General features: G+C 70.0%; 11 protein-coding genes, 1 pseudogene and 1 riboswitch. Of the genes and pseudogenes, 7 read left to right on the forward strand and 5 right to left on the reverse strand.

Going from position 1 to position 14,163, the window contains the following annotated elements; all coding sequences use genetic code 11:
- Positions 1–12: 12 nt before the first annotated feature.
- Positions 13–176: riboswitch (cyclic di-AMP (ydaO/yuaA leader) on the reverse strand.
- A gap of 197 nt (positions 177–373) precedes the next feature.
- Both ACFVXC_RS33105 and ACFVXC_RS33110 read right to left on the reverse strand, forming a co-directional pair.
- Entirely contained in the window at positions 374–1,759 is a 1,386-nt protein-coding gene (locus ACFVXC_RS33105; protein WP_389912949.1) for a M16 family metallopeptidase, read from the reverse strand.
- Complete coding sequence (locus ACFVXC_RS33110; RefSeq protein ID WP_389912951.1) at positions 1,756–3,120, reverse strand: M16 family metallopeptidase; 1,365 nt, start codon at positions 3,118–3,120, stop codon at positions 1,756–1,758. Before ACFVXC_RS33110 ends, ACFVXC_RS33105 begins: the two co-directional genes overlap by 4 nt.
- A gap of 213 nt (positions 3,121–3,333) precedes the next feature.
- Here ACFVXC_RS33110 and ACFVXC_RS33115 point away from each other — a divergent pair, with 213 nt between their 5' ends.
- On the forward strand, positions 3,334–5,787 hold the full coding sequence (locus ACFVXC_RS33115) for a DNA topoisomerase (ATP-hydrolyzing) subunit A (RefSeq protein ID WP_389912954.1): 2,454 nt from the start codon (positions 3,334–3,336) through the stop codon (positions 5,785–5,787).
- Positions 5,788–5,838: 51 nt separating this feature from the next.
- Here the strand turns inward: ACFVXC_RS33115 and ACFVXC_RS33120 are convergent, their stop codons facing one another.
- Positions 5,839–6,978: a CobW family GTP-binding protein gene (locus tag ACFVXC_RS33120; protein WP_389912957.1), complete on the reverse strand. Its 1,140-nt coding sequence runs from the start codon at positions 6,976–6,978 to the stop codon at positions 5,839–5,841.
- A gap of 350 nt (positions 6,979–7,328) precedes the next feature.
- Here ACFVXC_RS33120 and ACFVXC_RS33125 point away from each other — a divergent pair, with 350 nt between their 5' ends.
- Positions 7,329–7,853, forward strand: a complete 525-nt coding sequence (locus ACFVXC_RS33125; protein WP_389912960.1) for a DUF6082 family protein — start codon at positions 7,329–7,331, stop codon at positions 7,851–7,853.
- 134 nt (positions 7,854–7,987) lie between these two features.
- Positions 7,988–8,224 carry a hypothetical protein gene (locus ACFVXC_RS33130; RefSeq protein WP_389912963.1) on the forward strand — a complete coding sequence of 79 codons (237 nt, stop codon included), beginning with the start codon at positions 7,988–7,990 and terminating at the stop codon, positions 8,222–8,224.
- Between the two features lie 205 nt (positions 8,225–8,429).
- On the opposite strand, the gene ACFVXC_RS33135 is transcribed toward ACFVXC_RS33130, so the two are convergent.
- Positions 8,430–9,056 (reverse strand): TetR/AcrR family transcriptional regulator, encoded by a 627-nt coding sequence (locus ACFVXC_RS33135; protein WP_389912966.1) that lies wholly within the window; start codon positions 9,054–9,056, stop codon positions 8,430–8,432.
- 117 nt (positions 9,057–9,173) lie between these two features.
- Here ACFVXC_RS33135 and ACFVXC_RS33140 point away from each other — a divergent pair, with 117 nt between their 5' ends.
- Together ACFVXC_RS33140 and ACFVXC_RS33145 are read left to right on the forward strand one after the other, a co-directional pair.
- Positions 9,174–10,139, forward strand: coding sequence for an alpha/beta hydrolase family protein (locus ACFVXC_RS33140; RefSeq protein ID WP_389912969.1), 966 nt, complete (start codon positions 9,174–9,176; stop codon positions 10,137–10,139).
- A gap of 206 nt (positions 10,140–10,345) precedes the next feature.
- Positions 10,346–10,545 (forward strand): annotated as a pseudogene (locus ACFVXC_RS33145) (hypothetical protein); the annotation flags it as partial.
- A 34-nt stretch (positions 10,546–10,579) separates the two neighbouring features.
- On the opposite strand, the gene ACFVXC_RS33150 reads toward ACFVXC_RS33145, so the two are convergent.
- Positions 10,580–11,755: a citrate synthase/methylcitrate synthase gene (locus ACFVXC_RS33150; RefSeq protein WP_389912971.1), complete on the reverse strand. Its 1,176-nt coding sequence runs from the start codon at positions 11,753–11,755 to the stop codon at positions 10,580–10,582.
- A 109-nt stretch (positions 11,756–11,864) separates the two neighbouring features.
- On the opposite strand from ACFVXC_RS33150, the gene ACFVXC_RS33155 reads away from it, so the two are divergent.
- Complete coding sequence (locus ACFVXC_RS33155) at positions 11,865–13,169, forward strand: citrate synthase family protein (protein WP_389912973.1); 1,305 nt, start codon at positions 11,865–11,867, stop codon at positions 13,167–13,169.
- A gap of 36 nt (positions 13,170–13,205) precedes the next feature.
- Complete coding sequence (locus tag ACFVXC_RS33160; protein WP_389912976.1) at positions 13,206–14,153, forward strand: sucrase ferredoxin; 948 nt, start codon at positions 13,206–13,208, stop codon at positions 14,151–14,153.
- Positions 14,154–14,163: the final 10 nt, after the last annotated feature.

The raw sequence follows: 14,163 nt of genomic DNA on the forward strand, positions 1-14,163 counted from the left end.
GAAGCGGCTGATCCTTTCCTTCCTTCTCGCCTACCGGGTTAGCTGACGGGTTCGGAGCAGGAAGGTCTCCTACGAGTCCCTCGCCTCACGGCAAGGTTCCCGATTCACCCCAAGGGGACATGTGGGTCCCCGGCTCCCCTGGCTCGCGCCGTACGGGGACTCGGCGATGACTGTCCGGTGCCGCGGGTGCGGCGTACTGCATGACGAACAGCCGGACCGACGCTAAGCGGGGCGTCTTTCAAACGACAAACGGATCAGAGTTTTTGTAGCGCACGCCACAGGGCAGACACGTAACCTCCATACTAATTCGGACATATGAGGACCCCAGTAGCAAATTCCAGCCACTGGGGTCCCGATATGTCCTGACTGTCACTCAGCCCGTGACCACACTCACTTCACCGATGCCGAGCGCCCTGACGGGCTCCTCGATCTGCGCGGCGTCACCGACGAGCACCGTCACCAGGCGGTCCTCGGGGAAGGCGCTCACCACGGCGGCGGTGGCCTCCACGGTGCCGGTCGCGGCCAGCCGGCGGTACAACTGCGCCTGGAAGTCGTCCGGAAGGTGCTGCTCGACCTGATCGGCGAGAGTGGCGGCGACGGACGCCGCCATCTCGTACTTGAGCGGGGCGACGCCCACCAGGTTCTGCACGGCGACATCGCGCTCGGCGTCCGTCAGACCGTCGGCGGCGAGGGTGCGAAGCACCTTCCACAGGTCTTCGAGGGCCGGTCCCGTGGACTCGGTGTCCACCGAGCCGCTGATGGCCAGCATCGCGGCACCTGTGCCGTCCGGGGCGGAACGCAGGACCTGGGCGAAGGACCGTACGCCGTAGGTGTATCCCTTCTCCTCGCGCAGGACGCGGTCGAGGCGCGAGGTGAGGGTGCCGCCGAGGCAGTACGTGCCGAGCACCTGCGCGGGCCAGACGCGGTCGTGCCGGTCCGGTCCCACGCGGCCGATGAGCAGCTGCGTCTGGACGGCGCCGGGGCGGTCCACGATGACGACACGCCCGGTGTCGTCGGCGGTCACCGGGGGCACCGGGCGCGGCTGGGCCGTGCCGCCCGTCCAGGCGCCGATGGTGTCGGCGAGGACGGCGTCCAGGTCGACGCCGGTCAGGTCGCCCACGACGACCGCGGTGGCAGTGGCGGGACGCACATGCTTCTCGTAGAAGGCACGCACCGCCGCCGAGTCGATGGCGGTGACCGTCTCCTCGGTGCCCTGGCGGGGGCGCGACATGCGCGACGTCGCCGGGAACAGCTGCCGGGAGAGCTCCTTGGCGGCGCGGCGCCCCGGGTTGGCGGCCTCGTGCGGAATCTCGTCCAGGCGGTTGCGCACGAGGCGTTCGATCTCGCTGTCCGCGAAGGCGGGGGCGCGCAGGGCGTCGGCGAGCAGGCCGAGCGCCTTCGGGAGGCGCGAGACCGGGACTTCGAGGGAGACACGCACGCCGGGGTGGTCGGCGTGCGCGTCCATGGAGGCGCCGCAGCGGTCGAGTTCCGCGGCGAAGTCCTCGGCGGAGTGCTTGTCGGTGCCTTCGTTGAAGGCCCTCGCCATGATCGTGGCGACGCCGTCCAGGCCCGCGGGCTCGGCGTCGAGCGGCGCCTCGAGGTGGATCTCCACGGCGACGACCTGCTGGCCGGGGCGGTGGCAGCGCAGCACGGTGAGGCCGTTGTCCAGGGTGGCGCGCTCGGGCGCGGGGAAGGCCCACGGCCGTGCGGTGCCCGCCTGGGGCTGGGGGTGGAACTGCATCGTCGCGGCCTCGGTCACTTCGCCGCCTCCTCTTCGTCCTCGTCAGTGGCTTCGGCGCCTTCGGGGGCCGCTGAGCCCTCGGTGGGCTCGTACACGAGCACCGCGCGGTTGTCGGGGCGCAGGCGGGCCGCCGCGGCCGCCTTGACCTCTTCCGCCGTGACGTCGAGGACGCGCTTGACGGCTGTCAGGGCGAGCTGCGGGTCGCCGAACAGGACCGCGTACCGGCACAGTTCGTCCGCGCGTCCCGCCACCGTGGAGAGCCTGTCCAGCCACTCGCGCTCCAGTTGTGCCTGGGCGCGCTCCATCTCCTCGTCGGTGGGGCCCTCTTCCGCGAAGCGGGCGAGCTCCTCGTCGACGGCCGCCTCGATGACGGGGACCTCGACGTCGCCGGACGTCTTCACGTCGAGCCAGCCGAGCGAGGGGGCTCCGGCGAGGCGCAGCAGGCCGAAACCTGCCGCCACGGCGGTGCGGTCGCGGCGCACGAGGCGGTTGTAGAGCCGCGACGACTCGCCGCTGCCCAGGACCGTGAGCGCCAGGTCGGCCGCGTCGCACGCGCGCGTGCCGTCCTCCGGGAGGCGGTAGGCGGCCATCAGGGCGCGGGCCGGTACCTCTTCCTCGACGACCTCGCGCAGCTCCTTGCCGATCGTGTCGGGCAGCGAGCCGTCGCGCGGCGGCTGCTTGCCGTCGTGCGAGGGGATGGACCCGAAGTACCGCTCGACCCAGGCGAGGGTCTCCTGCGGGTCGATGTCGCCGACGACCGACAGGACTGCGTTGTTGGGCGCGTAGTACGTACGGAAGAAGTTCCGCGCGTCTTCGAGCGTCGCCGCGTCCAGGTCGGCCATGGAGCCGATCGGGGTGTGGTGGTAGGGGTGGCCCTCGGGGTACGAGAGGGCGGTCAGCTTCTCGAACGCCGTGCCGTAGGGAACGTTGTCGTAGCGCTGGCGGCGCTCGTTCTTGACGACGTCCCGCTGGTTCTCCATGGATTCTTCGTCGAGCGCGGAGAGCAGTGAGCCCATCCGGTCGGCTTCCAGCCACAGGGCCAGCTCGAGCTGGTGTGTGGGCATGGTCTCGAAATAGTTGGTGCGCTCGAAGCTCGTGGTGCCGTTGAGCGACCCGCCCGCACCCTGCACCAGCTCGAAGTGGCCGTTGCCGTGCACCTGCTTCGAGCCCTGGAACATCAGGTGCTCGAAGAGGTGGGCGAGGCCCGTACGCCCCTTGACCTCGTGGCGCGAGCCGACGTCGTACCAGAGGCAGACCGCGGCGGCCGGGGTCAGGTGGTCCTCGGAGAGCACCACGCGCAGGCCGTTGGCCAGCCGGTGCTCGGTCGCTGTCAGGCCGCCGGAGCCGGCCTCGGCTGTGGCCGTGTGACCCATGGGCATGTACGTCCCTTCGATCGCGAAAAGCTGGAAATTCTGCCAGTCGTGCCACTGTATGCAAGCGTGCTGACAACCGGTGAAGTTCCCGCTCCGCGCTCGGCGTAGTCACGGCCGAAGTCCGGGTCGTGGTCGGCGTTGTCAGTGGGACAGAGCACAATGGTCGGCGTCAGATCCCGTTGATGCCCTGGCAGACACCGTGAAGGAGCCGCAGCAGCGATGGCCCGCCGCAGCACGAAGACCCCGCAGCCCGACGAGTCGTTCGAGGAGAAGATCCTCGACATCGACGTCGTCGACGAGATGCAGGGATCCTTCCTCGAGTACGCGTATTCGGTCATCTACTCGCGCGCCCTGCCGGACGCCCGCGACGGCATGAAGCCGGTGCACCGCAGGATCGTGTATCAAATGAACGAGATGGGCCTGCGCCCCGACCGCGGCTATGTGAAGTGCGCCCGCGTCGTCGGCGAGGTCATGGGTAAGTTGCACCCGCACGGCGACGCGTCGATCTACGACGCCCTGGTGCGCATGGCCCAGCCCTTCTCCATGCGTCTGCCCCTGGTGGACGGACACGGCAACTTCGGCTCGCTCGGCAACGACGACCCGCCGGCCGCCATGCGGTACACCGAGTGCAAGATGGCCGACGCGACGTCCTTGATGACGGAGTCGATCGAAGAGAACACAGTCGATTTCGAGTCGAACTACGACGGCCAGGAGCAGGAGCCGGTCACCCTTCCGGCGGCCTATCCGAACCTTCTGGTCAACGGCGCGTCGGGCATCGCCGTCGGCATGGCGACGAACATGCCGCCGCACAACCTCGGCGAGGTCATCGCCGCCGCCCGCCACCTGATCAAGCACCCCGGGGCCGACCTGGAGACGCTGATGCGTTTCGTGCCGGGTCCCGACCTGCCCACGGGTGGCCGCATCGTCGGCCTGTCCGGGGTCAGGGACGCGTACGAATCAGGGCGCGGCACCTTCAAGATCCGCGCGACGGTCGCCGTCGAGAACGTGACGGCCCGCCGCAAGGGCCTGGTCGTGACGGAACTGCCCTTCTCCGTAGGCCCCGAGAAGGTCATCTCGAAGATCAAGGACCTGGTCGGCTCGAAGAAGCTCCAGGGCATCGCCGACGTCAAGGACCTCACGGACCGCTCGCACGGCCTGCGCCTGGTCATCGAGATCAAGAACGGCTTCGTCCCCGAGGCCGTCCTGGAGCAGCTCTACAAACTGACGCCGATGGAGGAGTCCTTCGGCATCAACAACGTGGCCCTGGTGGACGGCCAGCCCCTCACACTCGGCCTCAAGGAACTTCTTGAGGTCTATCTCGACCACCGCTTCACCGTCGTGCGCCGCCGCAGCGAGTTCCGCCGCGGCAAGAAGCAGGCCAGGCTGCACCTGGTCGAGGGGCTCCTCGTCGCCCTCCTGGACATCGACGAGGTCATCCGCCTCATCCGCTCCAGCGACAACTCCGCACAGGCCAAGGAGCGCCTGATCGAGCGCTTCTCGCTGAGCGAGATCCAGACGCAGTACATCCTGGACACTCCGCTGCGCCGCCTGACCAAGTTCGACCGCATCGAGCTGGAGTCCGAGCGCGACAAGCTCAAGGCCGAGATCGACGAGCTGACCCGGATCCTGGAGTCGGACGCGGAGCTGCGCAAGCTGGTCTCCGCCGAACTGGCCGCCGTGGCCAAGAAGTTCGGCACGGACCGGCGCACGGTCCTCCTGGAGTCGGCGAGCACCCCGGCGCCCACGGTCTCGCTGCAGGTGGCGGACGACCCGTGCCGCGTGCTCCTCTCCTCGACCGGCCTCCTTGCCCGCACGGCCAACGGCGAGCCGTTCGCCGAGAGCGACACCAAGCGCGTCAAGCACGACGTGATCGTCTCCGCCGTCCCCGCGACCGCGCGGGGCGAGGTGGGCGCGGTGACGTCCGAGGGACGGCTGTTGCGCCTCTCCGTAGTCGACCTCCCGCAGCTCCCGGAGACGCATGCGGCGCCCAACCTCTCCGGAGGCGCGCCGGTTTCGGAGCTGCTCTCCCTGGAGGGCGACGAGAGCCTGATCTGCCTGATGACCCTGGACGAGTCCTCACCGGGCCTGGCCCTCGGCACCGAACAGGGCGTGGTCAAGCGCGTGGTCCCGGACTATCCGTCCCACAAGGAGGAGCTGGAGGTCATCACCCTCAAGGACGGTGACCGGATCATCGGCGCGGCCGAGCTGCGCACGGCCGAGGAGGACCTCGTCTTCATCACGGACGACGCCCAGCTCCTGCGGTACCAAGCCGCGCAGGTGCGCCCGCAGGGCCGTGCGGCGGGCGGCATGACGGGCATCAAGCTCGCGGACGGCGTCAAGGTCATCTCCTTCGTGGCGGTGGACCCTGCCGTGGACGCCGTGGTCTTCACGGTGGCGGGCTCGCGCGGCACGCTCGACGACTCGGTGCAGACGACGGCCAAGGTGACGCCGTTCGACCAGTACCCCCGCAAGGGCCGGGCCACGGGAGGCGTGCGCGTCCAGCGCTTCCTGAAGGGCGAGGACTGTCTGAGCTTCGCGTGGGCGGGCCCGACACCGCCGCTCGCGGCCCAGCGCACTGGTCTGCCGGCCGAGCTGCCGGAGATCGACCCGCGCCGCGACGGCTCGGGAGTCTCCTTGGCGAAGCCGGTGGCGGCGGTAGCGGGCCCGGCGTAGCACGCCTGTCCCCGCTTGCCCCACTTACTCCGCTTGCCCCGCTTACTCCGCTTACTCCACCGGATCGAGTTCCTGTACGTATCGCAGTACGCCCCACATGCTGTGCTCATCGGCATCAGCGTGCGGGGCGTACGCACGACAGGCGTCGAGCTCCTTCTCCAGAGCGGGTACGTCGACGCACGTCCCGATGAGGACGAGCTGGGTCAGACGGGCCTCGCCCGGGGCCCACGGCTCGGGGTAGAAGCGCAGAAACCGCCCCACGGCGTGCACGGCGTACTTGTTGCGCGGGTCGGCGGCGCCGAAGTCGACGTACCCCTTGATGCGGTAGAGCCCTTCGGGCCGACTGTCGAGGAGCGCCATGAACGGCCGGGGGCTCATGGGCACGTCGCAGGAGAAGGCGAGGCTTTCGTAGGCGGAGTGCAGATGATCGTGGTGCCCGTCGTGCCCGCCGTCCTCGTCCTGCCCGCCGCACTCGTGCTGCCCGCCGTCCTCTTGCTGCCCGGCGTCGTCGTGCTGATGCAGGTCATCGAAGGACAGCTGCCCGATCCGCTCACCCACCGGCTTCCGGTCCAGGAGCAGCTCCACGTCGACACGTCCGTACGAGGCCGCGATCACGGCCGCGCGATCGGTGAAGCCCCGGACGACGCCGAGGATCCGCTCACGCTCCGCCTCGGGGACGCGGTCGACCTTGTTGACGACGACAAGATCAGCGATCCCCAGATGCCGGTCGACCTCGGGATGCCGCTGCCGGGTGGAGTCGAACTCGGCGGCGTCGACGACCTCGACGAGCCCTCCGTACACGATGTGCGGATTCTCGCTGGCGAGCACCATGCGCACGAGTTCCTGCGGTTCGGCGAGCCCGCTGGCCTCGATGACGATGACGTCGATCCGGGCGGAGGGCCGGGCGAGCCGCTCCAGATACTCGTCGAGCTCACTGGCGTCGACGGCGCAGCACAGGCAGCCGTTGCCGAGCGAGACGGTGGAGTCACCCAGCTGCCCGGCGACAGCCATGGCATCGATCTCGATGGACCCGAAGTCATTGACGATCGCACCGATACGGCTGCCACCGCTACGGTGGAGCAGATGATTGAGCAGCGTCGTCTTGCCGGAGCCCAGGAAACCGGTGAGGACGACGACGGGGATCTGCCCCGCACCCGGTTGAGCACCTGCGCGAGCACCCGGCTGAGTCAACGTGCGACCCCTTTCACACTGACGCGCGCACCGGCGCGTGCCCGGCTCGCGTACGACGAACGACTGCCGCCCCAGCATACGAGCGCGTAGAGGGGCCGCGAAGTGAACGATTGTTAGCGGCGCAGGCGGGGCACACATCGGTCACGGCGTCGGGACATGCGAACACTGCTGCCTTCCGTGCGCCTCCTCTCCGCCTCCCTGCCGATCAGAGCCGCTCGGCATCCTAGGAGGCGGCAAGCGCGCCGCCCATCGCTCGCCGGTCCTCACCCTGTCGACCCGCATCCGACGACCGGCGGACGGTCGCCGATTCGGGGGTTGACATGGCCACACAGAAATTTGGGACACGGGGGTTGGGGTCCGCCGCATCCGCGGGCCTTGCTTTCGCCGTCGGGGCTCTGGCGGCCCTGACCGCTCAGCAACGCAAGCACGGGACGCTGCGGCTGCGACTCACGTGCGCGGAGCAGTCCGAGCACCAGCGCGACGACAACCTGATCGCGCAGCAGCGACTGCAGTTCGACATGCTCAGCAAGGCGATGGACGACCCCGACCTGGCGGCTGTCCTGGACACCTTCGACATGCCTCTCGATGCCCGGACCCTGCGGCAGTACCTGTTCGCGAACGCGGTGTACACCAACGCACTGCTGTTCTGGCGCGTCGGCAACTTCAGCTGGGAAGAGGTGCACGGGCATCTGCGCCTGATCTGCCAGAACCCGGTCTTCCGCGGCTACTGGAAGGCCACCGGCCCGCACCGGGCCAGCCTCCTCGATGCTTCGGACGAGGCCCGCCTGGGCCGAATGGTCGACAAGCTCATCCAGGATCTGGAGGAGGCCGACACCGACGAATGGTGGGTCGTCGGTGAACCTCCGTACGAATAAGCCTAGTTGAACCCTTCGATGACGTCGCGTGCCGAGTTGACCCGGCTTGTCTAAGGCATCGCCAGTCTCTACTGTGGGCGCGCGCGTTCTACCCCGGACGCGGATCTCCCAAACGCTCCCAGACTGGATAACCGTTGAAGATCGTGCGTCGCATCGGAGTCTCTCCCCAGCAGCGGGGCAGCGCCTCAGGACAGTCGTGCCCCGATGTATTCGAACTCAGCGACGGAAACTTCGCCGTGATCGGGACAGAAGCAACAGCGGCGCTCGAGAAGGAACTTCCGTCCGACGCCTCGCGGGCGGACTACGAACGCATCGTGATCGTGAGCCGCGAGACGCTGGTCCGCGCCAAGGGCGACATCCCGGACGCCTGAACGTCAGTCGGTGTACGCATTACGGGCTCGGCCGCTGGAGCGGCCGAGCCCGTAATGCGTACACCCCCGTCCAGCGCCGCTTCAAGCAACGTTCGCAGCGCAGGGCGATGAACTGGGCCTCGATGCGGCTGAGTCGGGAGCCATCGATCGAGGTCAGCGCGCGGGGTCAGTGAGCGGGGTCAGTGAGCGGGGTCAGTGAGCGGGGTCAGTGAGCGGCGTTTCCCGCGGAGCGTGAACGGCCGCTCGGCTGCTCGGTGGCGAGAAGGCCGGTGACGAGCAGGTCGACCAAGCGGCCGGCGTCGTAGCGGGCGTCGTTACCGGCGCCGATGCAGAGGTTGCCGATGCCGCGCATGAGCATGAACCCCGAGATCCGTTCCGTGCCGGTGTCGCCGAGCGCCGCATGCAGGAGGGTGTCGCAGACGGGCACCAACTGGTCGAGGAAGTACCGGTGCAGGGCGTCCGCGCCGTCGGCATCGGCCCCCATGGCGCCGGCCAGCCCGTGCTTGGTGACGAGGAAGTCCACGAACCCGGCCACCCACCGCCGCAACGCCGCGCTCGGTTCCGCCGCCTCCCGCAACAGGGTCGGCCCGGCCTCGGCCAGCGCTTCGACCTGATGGCGATAGACCGCCGCGATCAGAGCGGGACGGGTCGGGAAGTGCCGGTAGATCGTCCCCATCCCCACACCCGCCTCCGCCGCGATCAGCCGCACCGGCGCGTCGACCCCGCGCGTGACGAATACGGCCGCCGCCGCGTCGAGCAGGACCCGCTCGTTGCGGCGAGCGTCGGTCCGCTTGCCGCGAGGCGCTGCGGCAGGGGTGTTCGGGTCGGTCATCGAGGGCACTTTCGTCGCGGCGTTGCAAAGCGGAGCAGCGCTCCGTATTGTTCGGAGCGTCGCTCCGCTTTCATTGTGGGCGGCGGGAACCCAGAACGCAAAGACCAGAGGACTCTCATGAGCAGCGCTCCCGCAACAACCGATACTCCGATCGTGCACGCCCTGGACGAGGTCGTCGGCACCGGCGACCGAGTCGTGTCCGTCGCCCCCGTCGCCCTGGACGCCCCCGGCCGGGCCGTTCCGCTCGCGGTGCGGGTCTCCGCACCGGTGACCGGTGAGAGCCTGCCGGTACTGCTGTTCTCGCACGGCAACGGCTGGTCGCTGGACGGATACGCTCCGCTGACGGCGTTCTGGGCATCGCGGGGCTTCGTCGTGGTGCAGCCGACCCACCTGGATTCCCGGCGGAACGGCATCGGATTCGACGACCCGGCGTTCGGGCGGATCTGGACCGAACGGCACGCGGACCTGGAACGCGTTCTCGACCAGTTCGACACCGTGGAAGCGGCCGTACCGGGGCTCGCCGGGCGGGTGGACCGGGACCAGGTCGTCGTCGCCGGCCACTCCTGGGGCGGGCAGACGGTTCAGATGCTGCTCGGTGCCCGCATCCTCGACGGATTCGGGCACGTGGGCGGGGACTACGCGGACCGGCGGGTCAAGGCCGGTGTGCTGCTGGCCGCGACCGGGATCGGCGGCGAGGAACTGCACCCGTTCGCCAAGGAGCACTTTCCGTTCATGAACCCGTCCTTCGCCGAGCTGGCCACGCCGACGCTCGTGGTCGCCGGCGACCGCGACCAGTCCAAGATGTCCAGCCGCGGCCCGGACTGGTTCACCGACGCCTACACGCACAGCCCCGGAGCCACCGACCTGCTCACTCTGTTCGGTGCGGAACACTCCCTGGGCGGTATCCCGAACTGGGAAGCTGCGGAGACCACCGACGAGAACCCGGAGCGCGTCGCTGTCCTCCAGCGCCTGACCACCGCCTATCTGCGCAGCGCGCTGAACCCGTCCGACACCAGCTGGGACAAGGCAGCCTCCGCCCTCGCCGAGGCCGGAACGGCGATCGGCCGCATAGACAGCAAGTGACTGCAAGTGACAGCAAGGAACTGCGGGAAACTGCGGGAAACTGCGAGGAACTGCGAGGAACTCCCCCGGCGGTGCCGCCGCTGCGACACCGGCGACGGCGACACCGCCTGCCTCCCTTCGGTGGAAAGAGCCGCGCTCCATGACCGGCTGGACCGCCCGGCAGCTCGCGGCCCAGTTCACCCCCGCCCGCGCCACTTCGCCCCCGCCTGCGCCACTTCGCCCCCGACGGCACCGACCACGCCACCCACGAGGAACAGGGCAGCACGATCCGCCGCTACATCAGCTGGCGAAATCTGGCGAAATCTCGCGAAACCACCATGCCGACGACCGGCGCCGACTCGCCTGCGTCGACAGAGCGAGCACCTGGCTGCGGGTCGAGCCGATCAGGCGCTGCGGCGTCGCTTGAAGCGGCACTAGACGCAGGGCATCTCCATCACCGTCTAGAGGGCCGTCGGCACCGCTTGTGGCGCACGCTCCCCCACATACCGCGCCGCAGGCCGAATGATCTTCGAGTCCTCCGCCTGCTCCAAGATGTTCGCGCCCCAGCCCACCACCCGCGCCGCCGCGAACGTGGGCGTGAACATCTCGCGCGGCAGACCGCACAGCTCCATGACGACACCCGCGTAGAACTCCACGTTCGTGTGCAGTTCGCGCCCCGGCTTCAGTTCGGCGAGGATCGCCTCGACCTGGCGCTCGACCTCGACCGCGAACTCCACCATCCGGCCACCGAATTGCTGCGCGATACCCCGCAGCATCCGCGAACGCGGGTCCTCCGTGCGATAGACCGGGTGACCGAAGCCCATGATGCGGTCGCCCGCGAGGACCCGCTCTCGGATCCAGCCGTCGATGCGGTCGGGCGTGCCGATGGCATCGAGCGTGTCGAGCGCACGGCTGGGCGCCCCGCCGTGCAGCGGCCCCGACAGCGCGCCCACAGCACCCACCAGACAGGCCGCGACATCCGCGCCGGTCGAGGTGATCACCCGGGCCGTGAACGTTGACGCGTTGAATCCGTGATCAACGGTCGAGATCAAGTACTGCTCGATCGCCCGCGCCCGATCGGGGTCCGGCTCCGAACCCGTCAGCATGTAGAGGTAGTTGGCCGCGTACGACAGGTCGTCGCGGGGTTCGACGGGGTCGAGTCCCTGGCCGAGCCGGTACAGGGCCGTGAGCAGCGTCGGCACCACGGCTGACGCGGCGAGGGCGTCGTCGCGGCGCCGGTCCTCGTCGATGTCGTACACGGGGCGGAAGCCCTTCGCGGCGCCGAAGAGCGACAGGGCCGTGCGCAGCCCGGAGAGCGGCCCCGACAGGGCGCTGGCGCGGGCTATGGCGGGCAGCGCGGCGCGTACCTCGTCGGGCAGCCGACGCAGGTTCGAGGTCCGCGCGGCGAAGGCGCTCCGCTGCTCGGCGTCCGGCAGCGTGCCGTGGAACATCAGGTGCCAGACGTCCTCGAAGCCGCGGGTCCGCGCGAGCTCGACGGCCGAGTACTGGCGGTAGTGGTAGAAGCCCTCGTACCCCCTGACGTCGCCGAGCCGGGTCTCGGTCACGACGACGCCCGCGAGCCCGCGAGGGACCTCCATGGGGGCGGTGGGGGTGGTGGTGGATCCATTGATCGGCATGTTCTTCCTCGACTTCCTCCCTGGACTTGATTTGACTGTCCATGCTTGACTCAATACCTGTCAATATTGATTGAATCAATACATAGTCAATCCGGATACGGTGTCGCCCATGACGGATCGAGAAGTGACCCGCACGGACAGCGAGGCGTCGGGCCACGCCACGTCGGCAGCCACCCGCGAGGGCCGCCGCCTGAGCACCCGGGAAGCCGCCGAACTGCTCGGCGTGAAGCCCGAGACCGTGTACGCCTATGTGAGCCGCGGGCAGCTCAGCAGCCGCCGCGGTCCCGGCGCACGGGGCAGCACCTTCGACGCCGAGGAGGTCGAGTCGCTCGCCCGCAAGAACCGCCGGGAGCCGGCGGTCGCCTCCACTGGCGGCGAACTCTCCGTCCGCACCCGCATCACTCTCATCGACAAGGACCGCTACTACTACCGCGGCGTCGACGCGCTGGACCTGGCCCTGGCGCACTCGTACGAAGAGGTCGCCGAGTGGCTGTGGACCGGCGTCATGCGCCCAGGAATCCGCTTCACCGCCCCCGCGGAGACCGTCGGCGCCGCACGCCGTGCCATCGACGCGCTGCCCGAGCACAGCGGCCCGACCGACCACCTGCGCGTGGCCGCCATCTCGGCCGCGGCAGCGGACCCCCTCCGCTTCGACCTCTCCGAAAAAGCCGTCATCGGCACCGCCCGCACCCTCATCCCCACCCTCGTCACCGCGCTGCCACCGGCCGGCCGAACCCACCGGGACGAAGGCCCCCTGGCCCACCGGCTCTGGGCCCGGCTGACCGCCCGACAGCCGGACGACGCCTTCCTGCACGCCCTGGACACCGCGCTCGCCCTCCTCATCGACCACGATCTCGCCGCGTCCACGCTCGCCGTCCGCGTCGCCGCCTCCGCCCGCGCCCACCCGTACGCGGCGGTGTCCGCCGGCCTCGGCGTCCTGGAAGGTCCCCTGCACGGCGCGGCGAGCGGCCTCGCGCACCGCATGCTCCTGGACGTCCTCGACCGGGGCAGCGCGGCCCCCGTAGTGGCCGACGAACTCCGCGCGGGCCGCCGTGTCCCGGGCCTCGGCCATCGGCTCTATCCCGGCCAAGACCCGCGCGCGGAGGCCCTGTTCGCCCTCCTGGAGGTCATCCCCAAGGCGGGCCCCGCCCTGGCGGCGGCCCGCGACGTGGTGGCCACCACGGCCCGGCACACCGACCTGCACGCCAATGTCGACCTGGCCCTGGCCGTCCTGACCGCCTCGTCCGGGATGCCCGCGGAGGCAGGCGAGACGATCTTCGCCGTGGCACGCACGGCGGGCTGGATCGCCCATGCCCTGGAGGAGTACGAGGAACGCCCGCTGCGCATGCGCCCCAGTGGGCAGTACGTCGGGCCGCGCCCGCCCCAGCCGATGCCCGCTCCCGGCGGCGGATGAACCACCACGGACCCGGCGCGGGTTAGGCTCCCCTCTGTGAGTAAGTGCGCCACCGCTTCGCGGGATCTGGACGAGCCTCTCGCGGGGACCGCGGCCACCGCCAGGACCTGGCTGCTCCTTGAACAGCCGGGCCCGTGGGGCGCCAAAGCGCTCACCGCGAGCCATCTGGATCCGGCGATCGGCGGCGCCCTTGAGGCCGCCGCCGAGGGAACCGGCGTACGCGTCGCACTCATCCGCCGCCCCGGACGCCACGCGGACCGCCACACCCCGGCGCTCCGGCGGGTGTACGCGGCCCACACCGTGCCCGGCAACACCTGGCTGCGCGGCCATGTCACGGACAGGCCGCAGGAGTTGCTCGACCTCGACTTCACGGCCCTCGGCGCGGGCGACCACGGCGGATTCGGTACCCCGCACACGGGCGCCCCGCTCGCCCTTGTCTGCACGAACGGCAAGCGTGACCGCTGCTGCGCCCTTCTCGGCAGGCCACTTGCCGCTGAGCTCACCGCGTCCGGCGAACAAGGCGTCTGGGAGGTCACTCATCTGGGTGGTCACCGCTTCTCCCCCACCTTGCTGGTCCTGCCCTACGGCTACGCGTACGGCCGCTCCGGACAGGCCGCCGTCAAGGAGATCCTCGAAGGGGTGCGCACGGGCCACGTCGTCACCGAAGGCTGCCGGGGCAGCTCCGCCTGGGAGCGCCCTGCGCAGGCCGCCGAGCTCGCGGTGCGCACGGAGACGGGCGAGACCGCCGCGGGGGCCCTGAGCGTCGTCCACACGGACGGCACGGCCCCACGCTGGGACGTGACGGTGGCCCACGCCGACGGACGGCGATGGCGCGTGACGGTCGCCCAGGGGACCTCGCTGCCGCCGCGCCCCGAGAGCTGCGGGGCGGCACTGGCGGCCCCGGCGCGCATGGATGTCGTGGCGGTGCGGCCGACGGCGTACGACTCCGTACAGGAGATCCCCGCCACAGTGACTTCGGAGTAGCGCTCAGGGC

This window comes from Streptomyces sp. NPDC058257 (assembly GCF_042881845.1).
Classification (GTDB): domain Bacteria; phylum Actinomycetota; class Actinomycetes; order Streptomycetales; family Streptomycetaceae; genus Streptomyces.

Bases quoted from the DNA above. Each gene is read 5' to 3' on its own strand.
- ACFVXC_RS33110 (WP_389912951.1), bottom strand. From the start codon at position 3,120: ATGCCCATGGGTCACACGGCCACAGCCGAGGCCGGCTCCGGCGGCCTG.
- ACFVXC_RS33140 (WP_389912969.1), top strand. From the start codon at position 9,174: ATGAGCAGCGCTCCCGCAACAACCGATACTCCGATCGTGCACGCCCTG.
- ACFVXC_RS33150 (WP_389912971.1), bottom strand. From the start codon at position 11,755: ATGCCGATCAATGGATCCACCACCACCCCCACCGCCCCCATGGAGGTC.
- ACFVXC_RS33135 (WP_389912966.1), bottom strand. From the start codon at position 9,056: ATGACCGACCCGAACACCCCTGCCGCAGCGCCTCGCGGCAAGCGGACC.
- ACFVXC_RS33115 (WP_389912954.1), top strand. From the start codon at position 3,334: ATGGCCCGCCGCAGCACGAAGACCCCGCAGCCCGACGAGTCGTTCGAG.
- ACFVXC_RS33155 (WP_389912973.1), top strand. From the start codon at position 11,865: ATGACGGATCGAGAAGTGACCCGCACGGACAGCGAGGCGTCGGGCCAC.